This is a genomic window from Bifidobacterium minimum (assembly GCF_000741645.1).
GTDB lineage: Bacteria > Actinomycetota > Actinomycetes > Actinomycetales > Bifidobacteriaceae > Bifidobacterium > Bifidobacterium minimum.
This window is the reverse complement of sequence record NZ_JGZD01000001.1, coordinates 69,267-84,071: the sequence shown is the minus strand read 5'-3', so window position 1 is coordinate 84,071 and position 14,805 is coordinate 69,267. Positions and strand designations below refer to the sequence as shown.

The window sequence follows — 14,805 nt, the reverse complement described above, 5'->3', positions numbered from 1 at the left end:
TTCTCCATCAGTGACGATTTCTGCAAACGTTGTAGTTTTAATGGTCCACCGTTGATTCCTCTAAGGAGATTATTGTGGGAGCCAATATTCAGGATGTCGCCCGTCTGGCCAACGTATCGGTCTCCACAGTATCGAGGTCGTTCACCCACCCCGAGATGGTGTCGGCGTCAACGTGCCAGAAGGTGCTTCGAATCGCCGAGGAGGTGAACTTCTCAATATCCCGTTCCGCAACGGCGCTGAAATCCGGAAAATCCCTCCGGGTGGCGCTTCTGATGAGCGACCATATACGACGATGGTTCAGCGCCTCCATCATCGAGGGCCTGAACCAGTCGCTGCATCCGCGAGGTTACGACCTATCGATCTTCCAAATTTCGAGCATCGAGGAACGACGCGATTTCTTCAGCATGCTGCCCGTTCGCCGCAACGCCGACGCGGTGATCGTCGTCTCCTTCGGCGTGGATTCCAACGAGATCGAGCGGCTTGGGGACGCGGGAGTGCCCATCGTCGGCATCAACTGCGTGACGCCGAGGGAAACGGGATTCACCGCAGCGATCAACATCGACGACAGGCAGGGGGCGTCATTGGTTGCGCGCCATCTCATTGGTCTGGGACACAGTTCCATTGCCTACGTGCGGACGGCACGCGCCGTGTCGCTTCATTTCAGTGTGCAGCAGCGTTACGAGGCCTTCATGACGTCATGCGAGAATGCGGGTATACGGGCGTCGGCCATCGTGGCCGATGATGGTCCCGATAGCATCGCGGGAGTACTCAGCCATCTGATGGCCGATCCGACACCGCCGACGGCGGTGGCATGCCAGGAAGACGACATCGCGATCCCCCTGCTTTTTCAGCTTCTCAGAAGCGGCATGCGGGTACCTGCGGAACTGTCGGTCACCGGATACGACGATGGATCCTACGCGTATGACATCGGCCTGACGACGATCCGGCAGGATCCCTTCCTCCTTGCGACCAAAGCGGGCAAGAAGACGCTGGATCTCATCGAGACGGGGACCACGTCCGAGCCATTCGAGGTCGTCCCCGCCCAATTGATGCTTCGCGCAAGCACCGGTCCTGCGCCCCTAAGTCCCCGAACCGATTGAGTCGGGCCGATCATCCGAAACGATCGGTCGGGAGTGCCCCGTTCCAAGACGTTCATGCCTTGAATGGATCGTCGGTGGACCCCGGAACCCGTCCCTCTTCGCCCTGCATCGACGCCCTGTGATCATGCAAAGGCAGTGGATCACACAAAACCAGCCTCGGTCACCGGTCATTGGACGCGGCAGCCGAGGCTGACTGAATCGGACTATGAGGTCCTCACGACTGGTGAGCGGCGCTGTACTCCGTTGCCCAGCCATCGACGAAGGCCTTCTTGACGGCGCTCCAGTCGCCGGTGCCCTGAGCGTATTCAAGAAGAGCGTTCCCCAGATTGTTCTTCCACTGCTCGGACGGCATCATGGTGAAGTTCCAGCTGACCTGGGTCTTGCCGGACTTCTGGTCCGCGACGGCGGCCTCGGTGAGAGGATTGTCGCTCTTCTCATCGCTGAAGGTCTTGAAGGGAGTGGTGAAGCCCATGGTCTGGCTCAGCATATCCTTCCCCGTCTTCGAGGTGATAACCCACTTGAGGAAGGCCTCCGTGGCCTTCTGGTCGGCCTCCGAAGCCTTCGAGTTCACGCACCAGTAGTTCTCAGACCCGGTCGCGAGCCCTTCGTTCTCCTCGTCGGGCCCACCGATATAGATCGGCATCATGCCGACCTGATCGGCCTTCATCCCGGCCTTCTGCAGATCGCTCCAAGCCCAGGTTCCGTTCTGATAGAACACGGCCTGCCCCAAAGCGAACTCCGACGTGGCGTCGTCTCCGGTCTTTGAGCTCAGCTGCTTGGGATCGGTTGTGGAGTCCTTAAGATACAAGTCAAAGATCTGCTTGTACTCAGGAAGGTACGTCCCCTTGATCGTGGCCGGCTGCTTCGTGATGTTGTCTTCCTTGAACTCATAGTAGAGAGGAAGATTGGCGAGGTGCGTCTTGAAGCGCCAGTCGGAGCTTGAGTCGAAGCCGGCGGACGTGAAGGCTCCCTTGACGCCAAGCTCGCTCTCGCGCGACTGGATGTCGTTGGCGACGGCCTTGAGCTTTGCGAAGGAGTTGATCTCGTCCACGGAAGTCGCCTTCGCTCCGGAGAGCTTGAAGTACTTGTTCAGAAGATCCTTGTTGTAGATCAGTCCGTAGGTCTCCATGACATACGGAACCCCGACGACCTTGTCGCCATCCTTGAGGGCGACGCTCTGGTTCTGAAGCTCCTTGTAGATGTCGGTTCCGGAAAGATCGGCGGTGTAGTCCTTCCAGTTCGCGTACCCGACGGGACCGTTCACCTGGAACAGGGTGGGCGCGTTCGATTTGGCCATCTCACTCTTGAGCTGCTGCTCATACGTGTCCGAAGCCGCCGTCTCGACGGTGACCTTGACACCGGTCTTCTTGGTGTACGCCGTCGCCAGCTTCTTCCAATCATTGGCGACTTCCGGCTTGAAGTTCAGGTAGTACACCTTCCCCTTGCCATCGCTGGAGTCACTCGAGGACCCACAGGCCGCCAACGCGCCAACGGACATGGCAGCAACGGCTACCATGGCAATGGCTGACTTTACTCTGCGATTCATCGTTGAACCTTTCTCTTCCACGAGGTCTCTTCCATAAGGTCGGATTCTTCAACATGCGTGCGGTCAATATCCTCGCGGCCTCACCGAACCCAACATGATTATTATGCTCCTTGATCGTCGATTTTGCAAACGATGGCACAGGTCAGCACGGTGGCCGAGCATCACGGGAGGTCCGCCGCAGCTCCACCATTCGGACTCGTGGCGGCATTGCACTTCCCCAAGCCCGATCAGCGTCGACGACCCCGGCGCACGCCGATGAAACGACCGGCGACCGACATGCTGTTCGCGGAAAGAACACACGGTTGGGTTTGACAACGTGTGCAGCATGTTTCTATAGAAGCGGAGCCTTCATCCGTCGCAGGATCCTGGCAGCAGTTCACTGAGGAGCACCATAGTATGAAGAAGACCGGCATCCGAGACGTTGCCAAGGCATCGGGAGTATCCATATCCACCGTCTCGCGTGCCTTCACCCGGCCCGATCTCGTTTCGGAGAAGACCCGCCGCAAGATACTGAAAACCGCCGACTCCCTTGACTTCAACATCTCACGATCGGCCACGGCGCTCAAATCCGGACAGACATACCGGGTGGCCCTGCTGATGAACGAGGAGATCACCAGCTGGTTCAACACCCAGGTCTTCGCCGGCATCGACAGCGTCATGCACAAGGCGGGATACGACGTGGACCTCTTCGAACACATCGACACCGCGAAGAACCGCAGCGACTTCTTCACCACCCTCCCCGTACGTTGCAACGTCGACGCCGTGTTCGTGGCCTCGTTCGCCGTGGACCCGCACGAGGCCAAACGGCTACGGCGGATCCACGTTCCCATCGTCGGAATCAACACCCCGACCACCGCCAACTCCGACGCCTCGATCAGCATCGACGACGAACAGGGCATGTACGTCGCCACCCGTCATCTCATCGAGCTCGGACGGCATAATCTGGCCTACGCATGTTCGGACCCCGTGACGTCGATCAATTCCAGCATCGATGCACGCACCACGGGATTCGTCCGCGCCTGCCGGGAGGCGGCGACGACGCGGGACCTCGACTGGAGGATAGTCAGCGTCCCGCGAGGGAAGGCCTTCGCGGACAGCGCGCTCGAGGCCCTGCTGACGCTGGAAGACTTCCCCGACGGCATCTGCTGCCAGATCGATATGATGGCCATCCCGCTCATGATCAAGCTCGCCGGACGCGGACACACATGCCCCCGGGACTATTCGCTTGTCGGCTTCGACGACAGCCCCTACGCCGACACGGTCAACCTCACCACCATGCGTCAGGATCCCTATCTCATGGGGATGAAGGCCGCGTCAAAAGCCCTGTCGCTGATCAACGGGCACGCTCCGGACCATGCCCACGAGACCGTGACCCCGGAACTCATCCTCCGCGGATCGGACGCCCCACGCGAAACGACCGACGCGATTCAGACCGATGCGAGACCCACGCAGGCCAACATCATCACGGGATAGAACGCGTAGAACGCCCATCGCGTCCACGGATGGGAATAGCCCAGCTCATCGTTGCGCAAATGCAGAACGACCACTCCGATGGCGGGAAAGACAAAGGCCATCGCGCCAATCAGCCCGGCTGCGAACATCATGGTGTTCTCGCGTGCCCGCAGAAGCCGGAACACCAGAACGAAGGCGATGAGAAGAAGCCCCACGTTCACCATCTTCTGACGCACCCCTATGCGAAGCACCAGAACCCACAGAAGGGCCGACACCGCCGCCAGCACGATGACGGCGCGACGCGCGCCACCGGAGAAGCGCTTCGCCCAGTCCATCACCATCAGCATCAGCAGGGCGAACACCAGACCGAACACGGGATTCTGCGACGACCAATCCACCATCCTGCCCGACGTGGAGAGGTCATAGGGAATCTCGCTGACGACCGCCAGCGCCGTCAGACGAAGCGCGTACATGCCGACGTTGGACGTATGCTCATACCCCTGCACCAACAGCCACGCGAAAATCGGGATGGCGATCCAGGATACGATCTCGCAGAGGACCAGAACAGTCATCCCCGCCAAACCCGCACCCGCGTCCATTCCCAGAGCCCTCTCCAGGACGGTGCTGCCCAGGGACGAGACGGTAAGCAGCACGTCACCGATCACTTTGAGCCGAAAAGAGGACAGGCCACGAGTGGCCGTCTGGTGATCATTAATCGACATCTTCCACCTTCTCGCCGTCCCATCGCCGCACCCCGACAAACCGCTCGCGATGGAACCGTCACCTATCCGAGGACGAATCGCTCGACCGCCCGATAATCCGCTCCCGACACCGACAACGCCGCGGCGGAGCACACCACGTCGTCGGATCCGGGAGAGATCTCCGTGTGCATATAGACTCCTTCGATCCCGCATCGCGCGGCGCCAAGAATATCCGAGGTCCGATCGTTTCCGATCATGACGACCCTCTCGGGAGCCACACTCTCCAGTTCCAGGGCCCTACCGAAGAAACGGGGGTCGGGCTTGCGCACACCCTCCTCGCTGGATATCAGTATCCGATCAAGCCGTGACGTCAGGCCGAGCTCGGCCAGTTCCGGCCGGGTGTATCCGGACTGGGCGTTGCTCACCAGAACCGCTCGACGTCCGGAGCCGCGAATCCGCGCGAGCATATCCAGAGCGCCGGGGTAGAGGCGCAGCAGCGACGTGCTTGCGCGCCGGACGCTCCAAGCCGCGCCCCGAGCCAGCTCATCCGGATCCCCCACGGCTCCGCATGAGGAAAGGATCTCGCGGTACACCCCCAGCACATCCGGCTCCACATAACGATCGGCGGCCGGATCGTCTCCGCCGAGGGCGGCGATCCGCTCGTCACGGAGTCGGACGAACCATCGACGGAACTCCTGGGCCTCGTGCGCGACGCCACCGTGATCCCGGACGAAACGACCGAGGCCCATCCACGCCGCATCACTCTCCTCGTCCGTTCGAATATCGACCAGGGTCCCGTAAAGGTCGAAGAACACGACGTCAAAGGCCCTCCGCGCCGCGGCACCACTCATAGAGCAATCACCGCGAAGCTCTGGGCACCCATGCGCACCCGGCCGGACCCGACGTCCACCGTCCCCTCCGAAAGAAGAGCGCGGGGCGCCTCCGCATGCCCGGGAAGTTCGAACGACTCCTCATCCAGACCGGGATTGAGCGCGACCAGCAGATGCTCGTCACCATTGCGCGAATCACGCCCATAGGCGAAAAGACGACCGTCACCGGGAGCCGCGACGGGGGAGAAACCCGCGTTCGATCTCAAAGCCGCATGCTCCGAGCGCAGCCGCAGAAGATCCATGATCCAATGAACCATGGAGCCGTCATCCGCCAACTGGCCCTCCACCGTGGGCGCATCGGGAGAAGGATCGACCGGAAGGTACAGCGAGTCCTTGTCCGCCGTCGAGAAGCCGGCGTTCGGCTCCGCGTTCCATTGCATCGGGGTGCGGCTTCCGGTGCGGGCATAGCCGCCCTCGACCGTCGGGACCTCCCGATACCGCATGCCGATCTCATCGCCGTAATAGAGGAAGGGGACTCCGGGCATCGTCAGAAGCATGCCGTATCCCACGCGGCGCTCGCGGTCGGTCAACCGTGGAGCCATTCGGGGGGTGTCATGGTTGCAGGTGATGAAGCAGAACGACCCCTGCTCATGGGTCTTCTCGTACTGAGGGAGATACTGGTCCAGGAACGGACGGATGCTCGACCCTCCATGAGCCGAGAAGTAGCTGCGGTCTTCCGCGATGTTCAATGGCCCATCGACGTTGCGTGCCAGGAGGTTATAGCCATTGGGCACGCCGTTCCATCTCCAGTCGAGGTAGAAGTCCATGTCGAATCCCGCCGCCAACGCCTGCTCGGGGGTTCCCCATTCGGATGCGAAGGCCGAATCGGGGAATTCCGCCTTCACCGTCCCCAGCATCTCCTGCCAGGCGCGGATGGTCTCCGGCTTGTCGTCTCCATCGTTCTTGACAAGGGAATTCGCCATATCCACACGGAATCCGTCGCATCCCTTCCGAAGCCAGAAGCGCATGACCTCGACCATCGCGTCGCGCGTTCCCTTGGCGGCACGCGAATCCGTGGAACTCTGCCAATCCCTATCACGCGAGGCGAACCCGTAGTTCAACGCCGGCTGGCATTTGAAGAAATTCAGGATATACGTGGCGTCCCGTTCGCTCTCCCCTCCGATGAACGGCATGGAATAGCCTTCGAAAGCATTGGACGTCCATATGTAGCGATCGCTGTACTCGTTGCGCTTCGCCTGCTGGCTACGCCGGAACCACGGATGCTCCTCGCTGGTATGCCCCGGGACCAGATCGAGAAGGACGTGCATGCCCCTTCCGTGAGCCTCGTCGAACAGCCTCACAAGATCCTCGTTCGTGCCATAGCGTGGAGCCACGGCGAGATAATCGCGGACGTCGTAGCCGGCATCCTTGAAGGGGGAGTCAAAGCACGGGTTGATCCACAACGCGGTGCATCCAAGGTCACGGACGTAGTCCAGCCTCTCGATGATCCCCTGGATGTCGCCGATCCCATCACCGTTGGAATCGTAGAAAGTCTGGGGGTATATCTCATAGAACACAGCGGAATCCAACCACGCGGGACGAGGAACAACGGCCATGGGTATCCATCCTTTCCATTTCGTCCGATGGGCGGCATGCGGCCATCGGCACGAGCTAGGGTATCAGCATGTGCTTACGCATGGATGGGGGTGACGTCGAAACCCCCGGAGAGTCATTTTGCAAACGTATGCATTTCATGTATATACTGAACGTTGTTCAGGGGTGTGCGGGCATCATCCACGCCATGGATGGGTACGGGAATCGGCGACCTGCCGACGCACGCAGCCTTCGCTCCCCATAGAGAGAACAGTCGCTTCACCGACGAGGCGAGGCGCAGTTAGAGGAGGTCAAGGATGACAAACATGAAGAAGATCCTGGGCGCGGGGACCGCCTTGGCGTTGCTGCTCGGCGTCGCCGCATGCGGCTCCGGATCAGGAAGCGGCACGGCCAGCACCACAACGAAGAAGACCAACGTCACTCTTACGGTGTGGGGGCCGCAGGAGGATCAGACCGATTCCAATTCATGGCTGCCCAAGATGGAGGCCGCGTTCGCGAAGGCCCACCCTGAGTACACTCTGACGTGGAAGAACTCCGTCGTCGCCGAGGGCGACGCCGCCACCACCGTCAAGCAGGACCCCACCGCCGCCGCGGACGTCTATATGTTCGCCAACGACCAGCTGGGAACTCTTATCGACGCGAAGGCCATCGGACAGCTCAGCACCGATGCCGTCAAGCAGGTCAAAAAGCAGAACGACAAGTCCATGGTGACCTCCGTCACCGGCACCGACGGCAACCTGTACGGCGTTCCCTACACCGGCAACACATGGTTCATGTACTATAACAAGTCCAAGTTCTCGTCCAAGGACATCAAGTCGCTGAACACCATGCTCACGAAGGGCAAGGTCTCCTTCAACGTGAGCAACTCCTGGTACCTCCCCGCGTTCTACGTCGGAGCGGGCGCCACCATCTTCGGCAAGAACGGGACCGACGACTCCGCCGGAATCAAGCTTGGCGACAACGCCACCGAGGTCACGAAGTTCCTTGTCAGCATGGTGAACAACTCGAACTTCGTCGCCGATGACGACAACGGCGCGGGACTTGCCGCGCTGCAGAACGGCACAGCCGACGTCCTCTTCTCGGGAACCTGGAACGCCGCCGATGTCAAGAAGGCGCTCGGCGACAACTACGGCGCCGCACAGCTCCCGGAGTTCACGACCGAGGATGGCAACAGCTACCAGATGAAGGCGTTCTCCGGCTCCAAGGCCGCCGCCTACAACCCCAACGCCAAGAGCCCGAAGGCCGCGGCCCAGTTCGCGGCGTTCCTCGGATCCACCGAGGCGCAGAAGGCCCACTTCGAGATGCGCTCCATCGTTCCGACCGACAAGTCCCTGGCCAGCTCGGTCACCGACGATCCCGCCGCTGTCGCGCAGATGGACACCATCGCGAACACCTCCACCCTGCAGTCCACGGTTGCGGACATGGCCAACTTCTGGGATCCCTGCGCCACCTTCGGCAAGGCGATTGCCAACAAGCAGGTCACCGCCGAGAACGCCGCGGCGAAGACCGCCGCATGGCAGTCCTCCTACAATAAGTAATTGAGCCATTAAGCCCAAGGAAGGGCGCCGTCGCCCGTTGCCCATCAAGCACGGGAAGCGGCGCCCTTCCTTTCAGCCTCCATCCATCCACACCTCGGAAAGGTCATACGCCATGACAACCGCGACAAGGGCGGCTTCGCATCAGGCTCGAAAGCACGGGAAGACCTCCGGCGGACTGACACCGTCACCATATTCGGCGGGAACGGCCCTTCGCAACGGAGACATCATCACGCGTCTCTCCCTCATCGTCTTCGGGCTGGGCAACATCATCCGCAAACAGTTCATCAAAGGCCTCATCCTTCTCGCCCTCGAAGCAGGCGTCATCGCCTACTTCTTCGTGTCCCTGTGGCCGTATCTGGGCAAGCTCCACACCTTGGGAACCGTCGCCCAGACCAAGGTCCAGGACGCCGATGGCTTCTGGACATACAAGGCGGGAGACAACTCCGTCCAGATCCTTCTGTACGGGGTCATGGCGCTTTTTGTCATCGCGCTTTTCGTCCTCATCGCCGTCGCATCCGTCAAAAGCGCATACAAGGCTCAGGTGGCCCTCAGCAACGGGGAACGCCCCACGACGTTCCGCCAGGATCTGCACGCGCTGGCCGACTCCAGAGCCCACATCTCACTGATGTTCCTCCCGACGCTCGGGATCGTCGCCTTCACCATCCTCCCGCTGGTCTTCATGATCTCCATGGCCTTCACCAGCTACGACAAGAACCACGTCGTGCTCTTCGACTGGGTCGGCCTGCAGAACTTCAAAACGGTTTTCGGCAGCAGCGGCGACGTCAACGCCCAGCTGTTCCTTTCCGTGCTGGTCTGGACTCTGGTATGGGCGTTCTTCGCGACGTTCCTCAACTTCTTCTTCGGCATGTTCATGGCGATGATCATCAACCGCAAAACCACGCATGGAAAAGCCTTCTGGCGCGCATGCTTCTCGATGTCCATCGCGGTTCCGCAGTTCGTCTCGCTGCTCGTCATGCGTACGATGCTGCAGCCCACAGGCGCCATCAACCGTCTTCTGCTCAATGCGGGAATCATCGATCAGGGACTCCCCTGGCTGACCAACGCCACATGGGCGAGAGTCACGGTCATCGTCATCAACCTGTGGATCGGCATCCCCTACACCATCATGCAGATCACCGGTATTCTGCAGAACGTCCCCGCTGACCTGTACGAGGCGGCGGAGCTGGACGGCGCGAATTGGTGGCAGCGCTTCGTCAACGTGACGATGCCGTACATCTTCTTCGTCATGACGCCATACCTGATTACGACCTTCACCGCGAACGTTAACAACTTCAACGTGATCTACCTGCTGTCCGGCGGGGATCCGACCCCGGTGGGCGCGTCCGCAGGAAAGACCGATCTTCTGATCACCTGGCTGTACAAGCTCACGGTCGACAAATCCAACTATAACCTCGGCGCCGTCATCGGCATCATGACCTTCATCGTCTTGGCCGTGATCTCGCTGATCACCTATAGACGCTCGGGTTCATACAAGAACGAGGAGGGATTCCGCTGATGAGAAAGGACACCAAGGAGCAGACCATGACTTCCACCGCACCCCAACAGGGCAATGGCTTCATGCACGACCAGCGCAAACGCCGCATTTTCGGCGACGTGGTTACCCACGTCTTCCTCGCGGTGATGGCCGTGATCTGGCTTCTCCCGATCGTCTGGGTGCTGCTGGAAAGCTTCAACGAGAACACCGCACCCTACCAGACCACCTTCTTCCCCCGTAAGTACACCTTCGCGAACTACGTCCAGCTGTTCACCGATCGCAACGTCATGAACTTCCCCAGGATGTTCGCCAACACGATGATCATCGCGATCTTCGTGTGCCTCATCCAGCTGTTCTTCGTCCTCTCCGTCGCGTTCTGCATGTCCCGGCTGCGCTTCCGCGGCCGCAAGGCGTTCATGAACATCGCGCTTGTCCTCGGAATGTTCCCCGGAATCATGGCCGTCATCGCAATCTACTTCATCCTCAAGGCCTTCGGACTGACCTCCGGCGGATGGGTGATTCTCGCCCTGATCATCGTGTACTCCGCGGGATCCGGCGCCGGATTCTACGTAATGAAAGGCTACATGGACACCATCCCGATGTCCTTGGACGAGGCCGCGTATCTTGACGGCTGCACGACCTGGCAGGTGTTCACGAAGATAACCATCCCCATCTGCCGACCGATGATCGTCTATCAGGCGATCGTGGGATTCCTCACCCCGTGGCTCGACTTCGTCATGGCGAAGGCCATCGCCCGCACGCAGGACAACTTCACCGTCGCGTTGGGACTGTGGCAGATGCTTCAGAAGGAATACATCAACGACTGGTACGCGCGTTTCGCGGCCGGAGCCGTGTGCGTCTCCATCCCGATCGCCATCCTGTTCATTGTGATGCAGCGCTTCTATCAGGAATCGATGTCGGGTTCCGTCAAGGGATAACGCCTCCCATTCAATGAATCGATGCCGGGCGGAACGGTTGCCATCGCTCCGCCCGGCATTCTTGTAACCACCTTTGCGCCAACCCAACGCGCCATTCATCCGCTCATCCACGATCACGCCTGAAAACGGATTCCATAGCCCCGCCACAAGCGGCGGAATCCATATCACACGCCCACAAGGACTCACCATGCATTCTTCCGACATTTCCTCATCATCACTGCCATATTATGACGGGCCGCTTGGTGCGATTCCGCAGGGCGACGGAGCGACCTTCACCACATGGGCCCCGACCGCGGAGGCGGTCTCCGTGAGGCTCTTCACCACATCGGATCCGAACGAAAAAGCCATCGCCACGCTGCCTTTGAAGCAGACACGGGACGGGGCATGGTCCATCACGCAGGAGGGAGTCGGAGAAGGATGCTATTACGACTATCTCGTACGATTCCCCGATGGAGTCATCCACCGCACCAGCGATCCATGGGGTACGGCCAGTGGGGTCAACGGCGAGCGCAGCATGGTTCTCGACTCGTCCACGGCCACGACAACGCCCGATGGATGGGATCAGGACGTCTCCCCTCAGATCCCTTTGAGTGCGACGGTGATCTGGGAAACCCACATCGGAGATTTCAGCGTCGATCCCGACAGCGGCATCGACGCGGACCATCGCGGCCGGTACCTCGCCTTCACCGACGAATCATCCCATTGTGAATCCGCACGCGCGGCGGACGGACTTGACCCGTCGGCAATGGACACGGACGACGACTTTCCCACGGGGATGAGCTATCTGAAAAGCCTGGGCGTAACGCACGTCCAGATCATGCCCTTCTACGATTATGGCTCCGTGGATGAGCGTACGGGAGACTCCTACAACTGGGGGTACGATCCCATCGCCTACAACGTTCCCGAGGGTTCATACTCGAGCGACCCCTATGACGGGCATGTGCGGATCCGCGAATGCCGGGCGATGATCCAGGCTCTGCATTCCGCGGGATTCCGGGTGGTGATGGACGTCGTGTACAACCACATGTACCGTGCCGACAACGCCTTCGAGCGCATGGTCCCCGGATACTTCTGTCGACGCGCCGCGGATGGGAGCCTGTCGAACGGTTCGGGCTGCGGCAACGACATGGCGAGCGAGCATCCTATGTTCCGGCGGTTCATCATCGATTCGCTTGTTCACTGGGTCAAGGACTACCACATCGATGGTTTCCGCTTCGACCTGATGGGTCTTATCGATGTGGACACGCTTAACCAGGCCCGCAAACGACTGGACGCGCTCGATGGCGGCCACGACATCCTCATGTATGGAGAGCCCTGGTCGGCTGGCGACACCGAGGTCGGGCGCGGCGTTCTCCTCGGCAGGCACGGGTCGACCCAGCATCTCGACACCCGCATCGGCTGGTTCTGCGATGGGACGCGAGACAGCATCAAAGGTAGCGTGACGGACGATCTCGACCAAGGGTATGTGAACGGACGTGCGGATAAGTTCGCCACGCAGGTCTTCCACGCGCTGAACGGCTGGCGCGGGACGCGGCGAGAACCCGCGTCCGTGGCGCAGCTGATCCAATACGTATCAGCCCACGACGATCTGACTTTATGGGACAAACTATGTCTAAGCATGCGCGAGGGGCATCCGACCATCGCCGATTATGACGCGGAACGCGATGTCGATGACATCCTCGAGGCCAACACCATGGCCGCCGGACTGATTCTGATGGCCGCCGGACTGCCATTCATGCTGTCCGGAGAGGAATTCGCCCGGACCAAATACGGCTGCGACAACTCCTTCCAGTCCAGCGCCCAGCTCAATATGCTGAATTGGGCGCAGGCACGGAGGATGTCCGGTCTTACGGGATGGTATCGCACGCTTATCGCCATCAGGCGGACGCATCCGGAGATATTCGACGGAACACGCGAACGAGTGGCCTCCCCCTCCCCCGTCATCGCAGCGACAACGGGCTCGATCCTCATATCGGCAAACCCCACAGATGACGACGTCGTCCTCCGGCCCGAAGTCCCGTTTGAGGCCGTCCCCGGAGAGGCCGTCCCCGCGACATATGACTCATCCGTCGACGATTCCACGGCCTGGCGCCTTCTGGCGGACTCCCGCACGGTTCTTGCGCAGACGCGAGGCGGGCGCGAGGAATCTCAGCCGGGACGCGTCGCCGTCGAAGCCCTGCCCATATCCCCCGCGCACTCCTTCCGTATATGGGAGGCGCGCTGACGTCGAGTCCATGGCCCGAGGGAGTCACCCAGGGGTCACACGGGAAGTCACACGTTCCACCGTTCGATGACACGGTCGCCCTTGTATAGTCCGAGGATTCCATAGTGCGCGGTCTCCAGCCGCAGCCGCCGCGCCAAGGACGCGTCGGCATCCAGCCAACGGGTCGTAAGAATCCTCAGAACATGCGCATGCGCCACCAACACCACATCACGGCCATCCAGAATCCAAGGTAGCGCACGATCCACAACCCTTTGGGCCCGCTGAGCGACCTCCTCCAAGGCTTCGCCCCGACCGTTGCGAACATGGACCACGGAGCCATCGCCCAGCGTCTCATCCCATTCTCCGCTCATCTTCTCGGGAAGGGCAACGACACCGTCACGCCACAGTTCCCATTCGCGTCCGATGGCGTCGGCGACCATTCTCCGTGTCCGTCCCTCCGCTCTGCCGTAGTCCCATTCGGTGATGTCCGGAACGACCTCGACGTCATCGAACCCTGCCAGCCGCGCGGTCTGACGTGCCCTGAGCAAAGGACTGACAAGGACCACGGGGGCTTCTGAGGATCTCGCGAGGACGCCACGGAGACGTTCGCCCACAGCACGGGCCTGTTCACAACCCGCTTCCGTGAGAGGAAGATCGGTGCGTCCGGTGTGCTGGCCGGACACGCTCCATTCGGTCTGGCCATGTCTGACAATGATCAGACGGCCCGCCTGCTGGGCACCCTTACCCGTTATGAGATTGTCGCTCATAGATTCTCATGGTAGCCCACTCGAATGGTGATCCCATCCGTTCGCGGCGACGACCGTAGTGGGGTCGGGTCGGGTCTGAGCCGCCTGTCGTCGGAGACCCCACCCGTTCGCGGCGACGACAGAGGACGAGGCGGCCATCCGTCGCATCCACACGTCCCCGGACCGCGTTCGGTAGTATGAGGGTATGGATGAGTTCCACAACGAGAACGGTCTGGGCGTCACGGCCGACTCGATTATCGAGCAGCTGGACACGGTTAACGAGAAGGTGAACGCGATGCGCAAGGCACGAATGGACGATCCGGATTCGCTCACCGAGAAGCTGCTCAAGGCATTGGCGCCCACCGTGGCGGGGGCTGCGGCCGGCAAGCTGTTCTCCCTCGTCTGGAACAGAGCGCATCCGACGCGAGGGGCCAACGACGAGGGGCGATCGGACGCACTGCTTCCGACTCTGGCCTTCTCGGCATTGTCCGCGGCCTTCGTCGCCATCGTCTCGGAGGTTTCCGTCCGCGGCTCGCAGGCATGGGTCCGGCGCCGCCATCGCCGCTCCGGACTCTAGTCGGGGAACCGGCCCTGATGCCTTCGACGCCGCGTCCTGTTCGCCCTGAACCAGGACACTGAACC

At 60.9% G+C, this 14,805-nt stretch carries 12 protein-coding genes; 7 read left to right on the top strand and 5 right to left on the bottom strand.

Translation table 11 applies throughout. The features are described 5' to 3' along the window. Positions 1–74: 74 nt before the first annotated feature. Positions 75–1,100 carry a LacI family DNA-binding transcriptional regulator gene (locus tag BMIN_RS00295; RefSeq protein WP_022861704.1) on the top strand — a complete coding sequence of 342 codons (1,026 nt, stop codon included), beginning with the start codon at positions 75–77 and terminating at the stop codon, positions 1,098–1,100. Positions 1,101–1,314: 214 nt separating this feature from the next. On the opposite strand, the gene BMIN_RS00290 is transcribed toward BMIN_RS00295, so the two are convergent. Continuing rightward, positions 1,315–2,667, bottom strand: coding sequence for an ABC transporter substrate-binding protein (locus tag BMIN_RS00290; protein ID WP_026647608.1), 1,353 nt, complete (start codon positions 2,665–2,667; stop codon positions 1,315–1,317). A 375-nt stretch (positions 2,668–3,042) separates the two neighbouring features. Between BMIN_RS00290 and BMIN_RS00285 the strand changes: the two genes are divergently transcribed. Further along, complete coding sequence (locus tag BMIN_RS00285; RefSeq protein WP_022861706.1) at positions 3,043–4,119, top strand: LacI family DNA-binding transcriptional regulator; 1,077 nt, start codon at positions 3,043–3,045, stop codon at positions 4,117–4,119. Here the strand turns inward: BMIN_RS00285 and BMIN_RS00280 are convergent. The 3 genes from BMIN_RS00280 to BMIN_RS00270 all read right to left on the bottom strand — a co-directional run bounded on the left by BMIN_RS00280 (position 4,074) and on the right by BMIN_RS00270 (position 7,245). After that, on the bottom strand, positions 4,074–4,820 hold the full coding sequence (locus tag BMIN_RS00280) for a TraX family protein (RefSeq protein ID WP_022861707.1): 747 nt from the start codon (positions 4,818–4,820) through the stop codon (positions 4,074–4,076). The genes BMIN_RS00285 and BMIN_RS00280 overlap by 46 nt on opposite strands. 62 nt (positions 4,821–4,882) lie before the next feature. Continuing rightward, positions 4,883–5,650, bottom strand: a complete 768-nt coding sequence (locus BMIN_RS00275; protein WP_022861708.1) for an HAD family hydrolase — start codon at positions 5,648–5,650, stop codon at positions 4,883–4,885. Then, a complete protein-coding gene (locus BMIN_RS00270) occupies positions 5,647–7,245 on the bottom strand; it encodes an alpha-amylase family glycosyl hydrolase (RefSeq protein WP_022861709.1) in 1,599 nt (532 codons plus the stop codon). Before BMIN_RS00270 ends, BMIN_RS00275 begins: the two co-directional genes overlap by 4 nt. 294 nt (positions 7,246–7,539) lie before the next feature. On the opposite strand from BMIN_RS00270, the gene BMIN_RS00265 reads away from it, so the two are divergent. The 4 genes from BMIN_RS00265 to pulA all read left to right on the top strand — a co-directional run bounded on the left by BMIN_RS00265 (position 7,540) and on the right by pulA (position 13,438). After that, on the top strand, positions 7,540–8,781 hold the full coding sequence (locus tag BMIN_RS00265) for an extracellular solute-binding protein (protein ID WP_026647610.1): 1,242 nt from the start codon (positions 7,540–7,542) through the stop codon (positions 8,779–8,781). A gap of 112 nt (positions 8,782–8,893) precedes the next feature. Beyond that, positions 8,894–10,297, top strand: coding sequence for a carbohydrate ABC transporter permease (locus BMIN_RS00260; protein ID WP_022861711.1), 1,404 nt, complete (start codon positions 8,894–8,896; stop codon positions 10,295–10,297). After that, on the top strand, positions 10,297–11,214 hold the full coding sequence (locus tag BMIN_RS00255; protein ID WP_022861712.1) for a sugar ABC transporter permease: 918 nt from the start codon (positions 10,297–10,299) through the stop codon (positions 11,212–11,214). Before BMIN_RS00260 ends, BMIN_RS00255 begins: the two co-directional genes overlap by 1 nt. A 187-nt stretch (positions 11,215–11,401) precedes the next feature. Then, complete coding sequence (pulA, locus tag BMIN_RS00250) at positions 11,402–13,438, top strand: type I pullulanase (RefSeq protein ID WP_022861713.1); 2,037 nt, start codon at positions 11,402–11,404, stop codon at positions 13,436–13,438. Between the two features lie 47 nt (positions 13,439–13,485). Here pulA and BMIN_RS00245 read toward each other — a convergent pair whose 3' ends face one another. Next, the gene (locus BMIN_RS00245) at positions 13,486–14,184 is read right to left on the bottom strand and encodes a histidine phosphatase family protein (RefSeq protein ID WP_022861714.1); all 699 of its coding nucleotides are present in this window, start codon (positions 14,182–14,184) and stop codon (positions 13,486–13,488) included. Positions 14,185–14,368: 184 nt separating this feature from the next. Here BMIN_RS00245 and BMIN_RS00240 point away from each other — a divergent pair, with 184 nt between their 5' ends. Continuing rightward, positions 14,369–14,740, top strand: coding sequence for a DUF4235 domain-containing protein (locus tag BMIN_RS00240; RefSeq protein WP_022861715.1), 372 nt, complete (start codon positions 14,369–14,371; stop codon positions 14,738–14,740). The last annotated feature ends 65 nt before the right edge of the window (positions 14,741–14,805 follow it).

What these genes read in the sequence shown, in the direction of transcription:
- BMIN_RS00285 (WP_022861706.1), top strand. Translation starts at nt 3,043, where the DNA reads ATGAAGAAGACCGGCATCCGAGACGTTGCCAAGGCATCGGGAGTATCC.
- BMIN_RS00240 (WP_022861715.1), top strand. Translation starts at nt 14,369, where the DNA reads ATGGATGAGTTCCACAACGAGAACGGTCTGGGCGTCACGGCCGACTCG.
- BMIN_RS00280 (WP_022861707.1), bottom strand. Translation starts at nt 4,820, where the DNA reads ATGTCGATTAATGATCACCAGACGGCCACTCGTGGCCTGTCCTCTTTT.
- BMIN_RS00255 (WP_022861712.1), top strand. Translation starts at nt 10,297, where the DNA reads ATGAGAAAGGACACCAAGGAGCAGACCATGACTTCCACCGCACCCCAA.
- pulA (WP_022861713.1), top strand. Translation starts at nt 11,402, where the DNA reads ATGCATTCTTCCGACATTTCCTCATCATCACTGCCATATTATGACGGG.
- BMIN_RS00275 (WP_022861708.1), bottom strand. Translation starts at nt 5,650, where the DNA reads ATGAGTGGTGCCGCGGCGCGGAGGGCCTTTGACGTCGTGTTCTTCGAC.
- BMIN_RS00270 (WP_022861709.1), bottom strand. Translation starts at nt 7,245, where the DNA reads ATGGCCGTTGTTCCTCGTCCCGCGTGGTTGGATTCCGCTGTGTTCTAT.
- BMIN_RS00260 (WP_022861711.1), top strand. Translation starts at nt 8,894, where the DNA reads ATGACAACCGCGACAAGGGCGGCTTCGCATCAGGCTCGAAAGCACGGG.
- BMIN_RS00245 (WP_022861714.1), bottom strand. Translation starts at nt 14,184, where the DNA reads ATGAGCGACAATCTCATAACGGGTAAGGGTGCCCAGCAGGCGGGCCGT.
- BMIN_RS00265 (WP_026647610.1), top strand. Translation starts at nt 7,540, where the DNA reads ATGACAAACATGAAGAAGATCCTGGGCGCGGGGACCGCCTTGGCGTTG.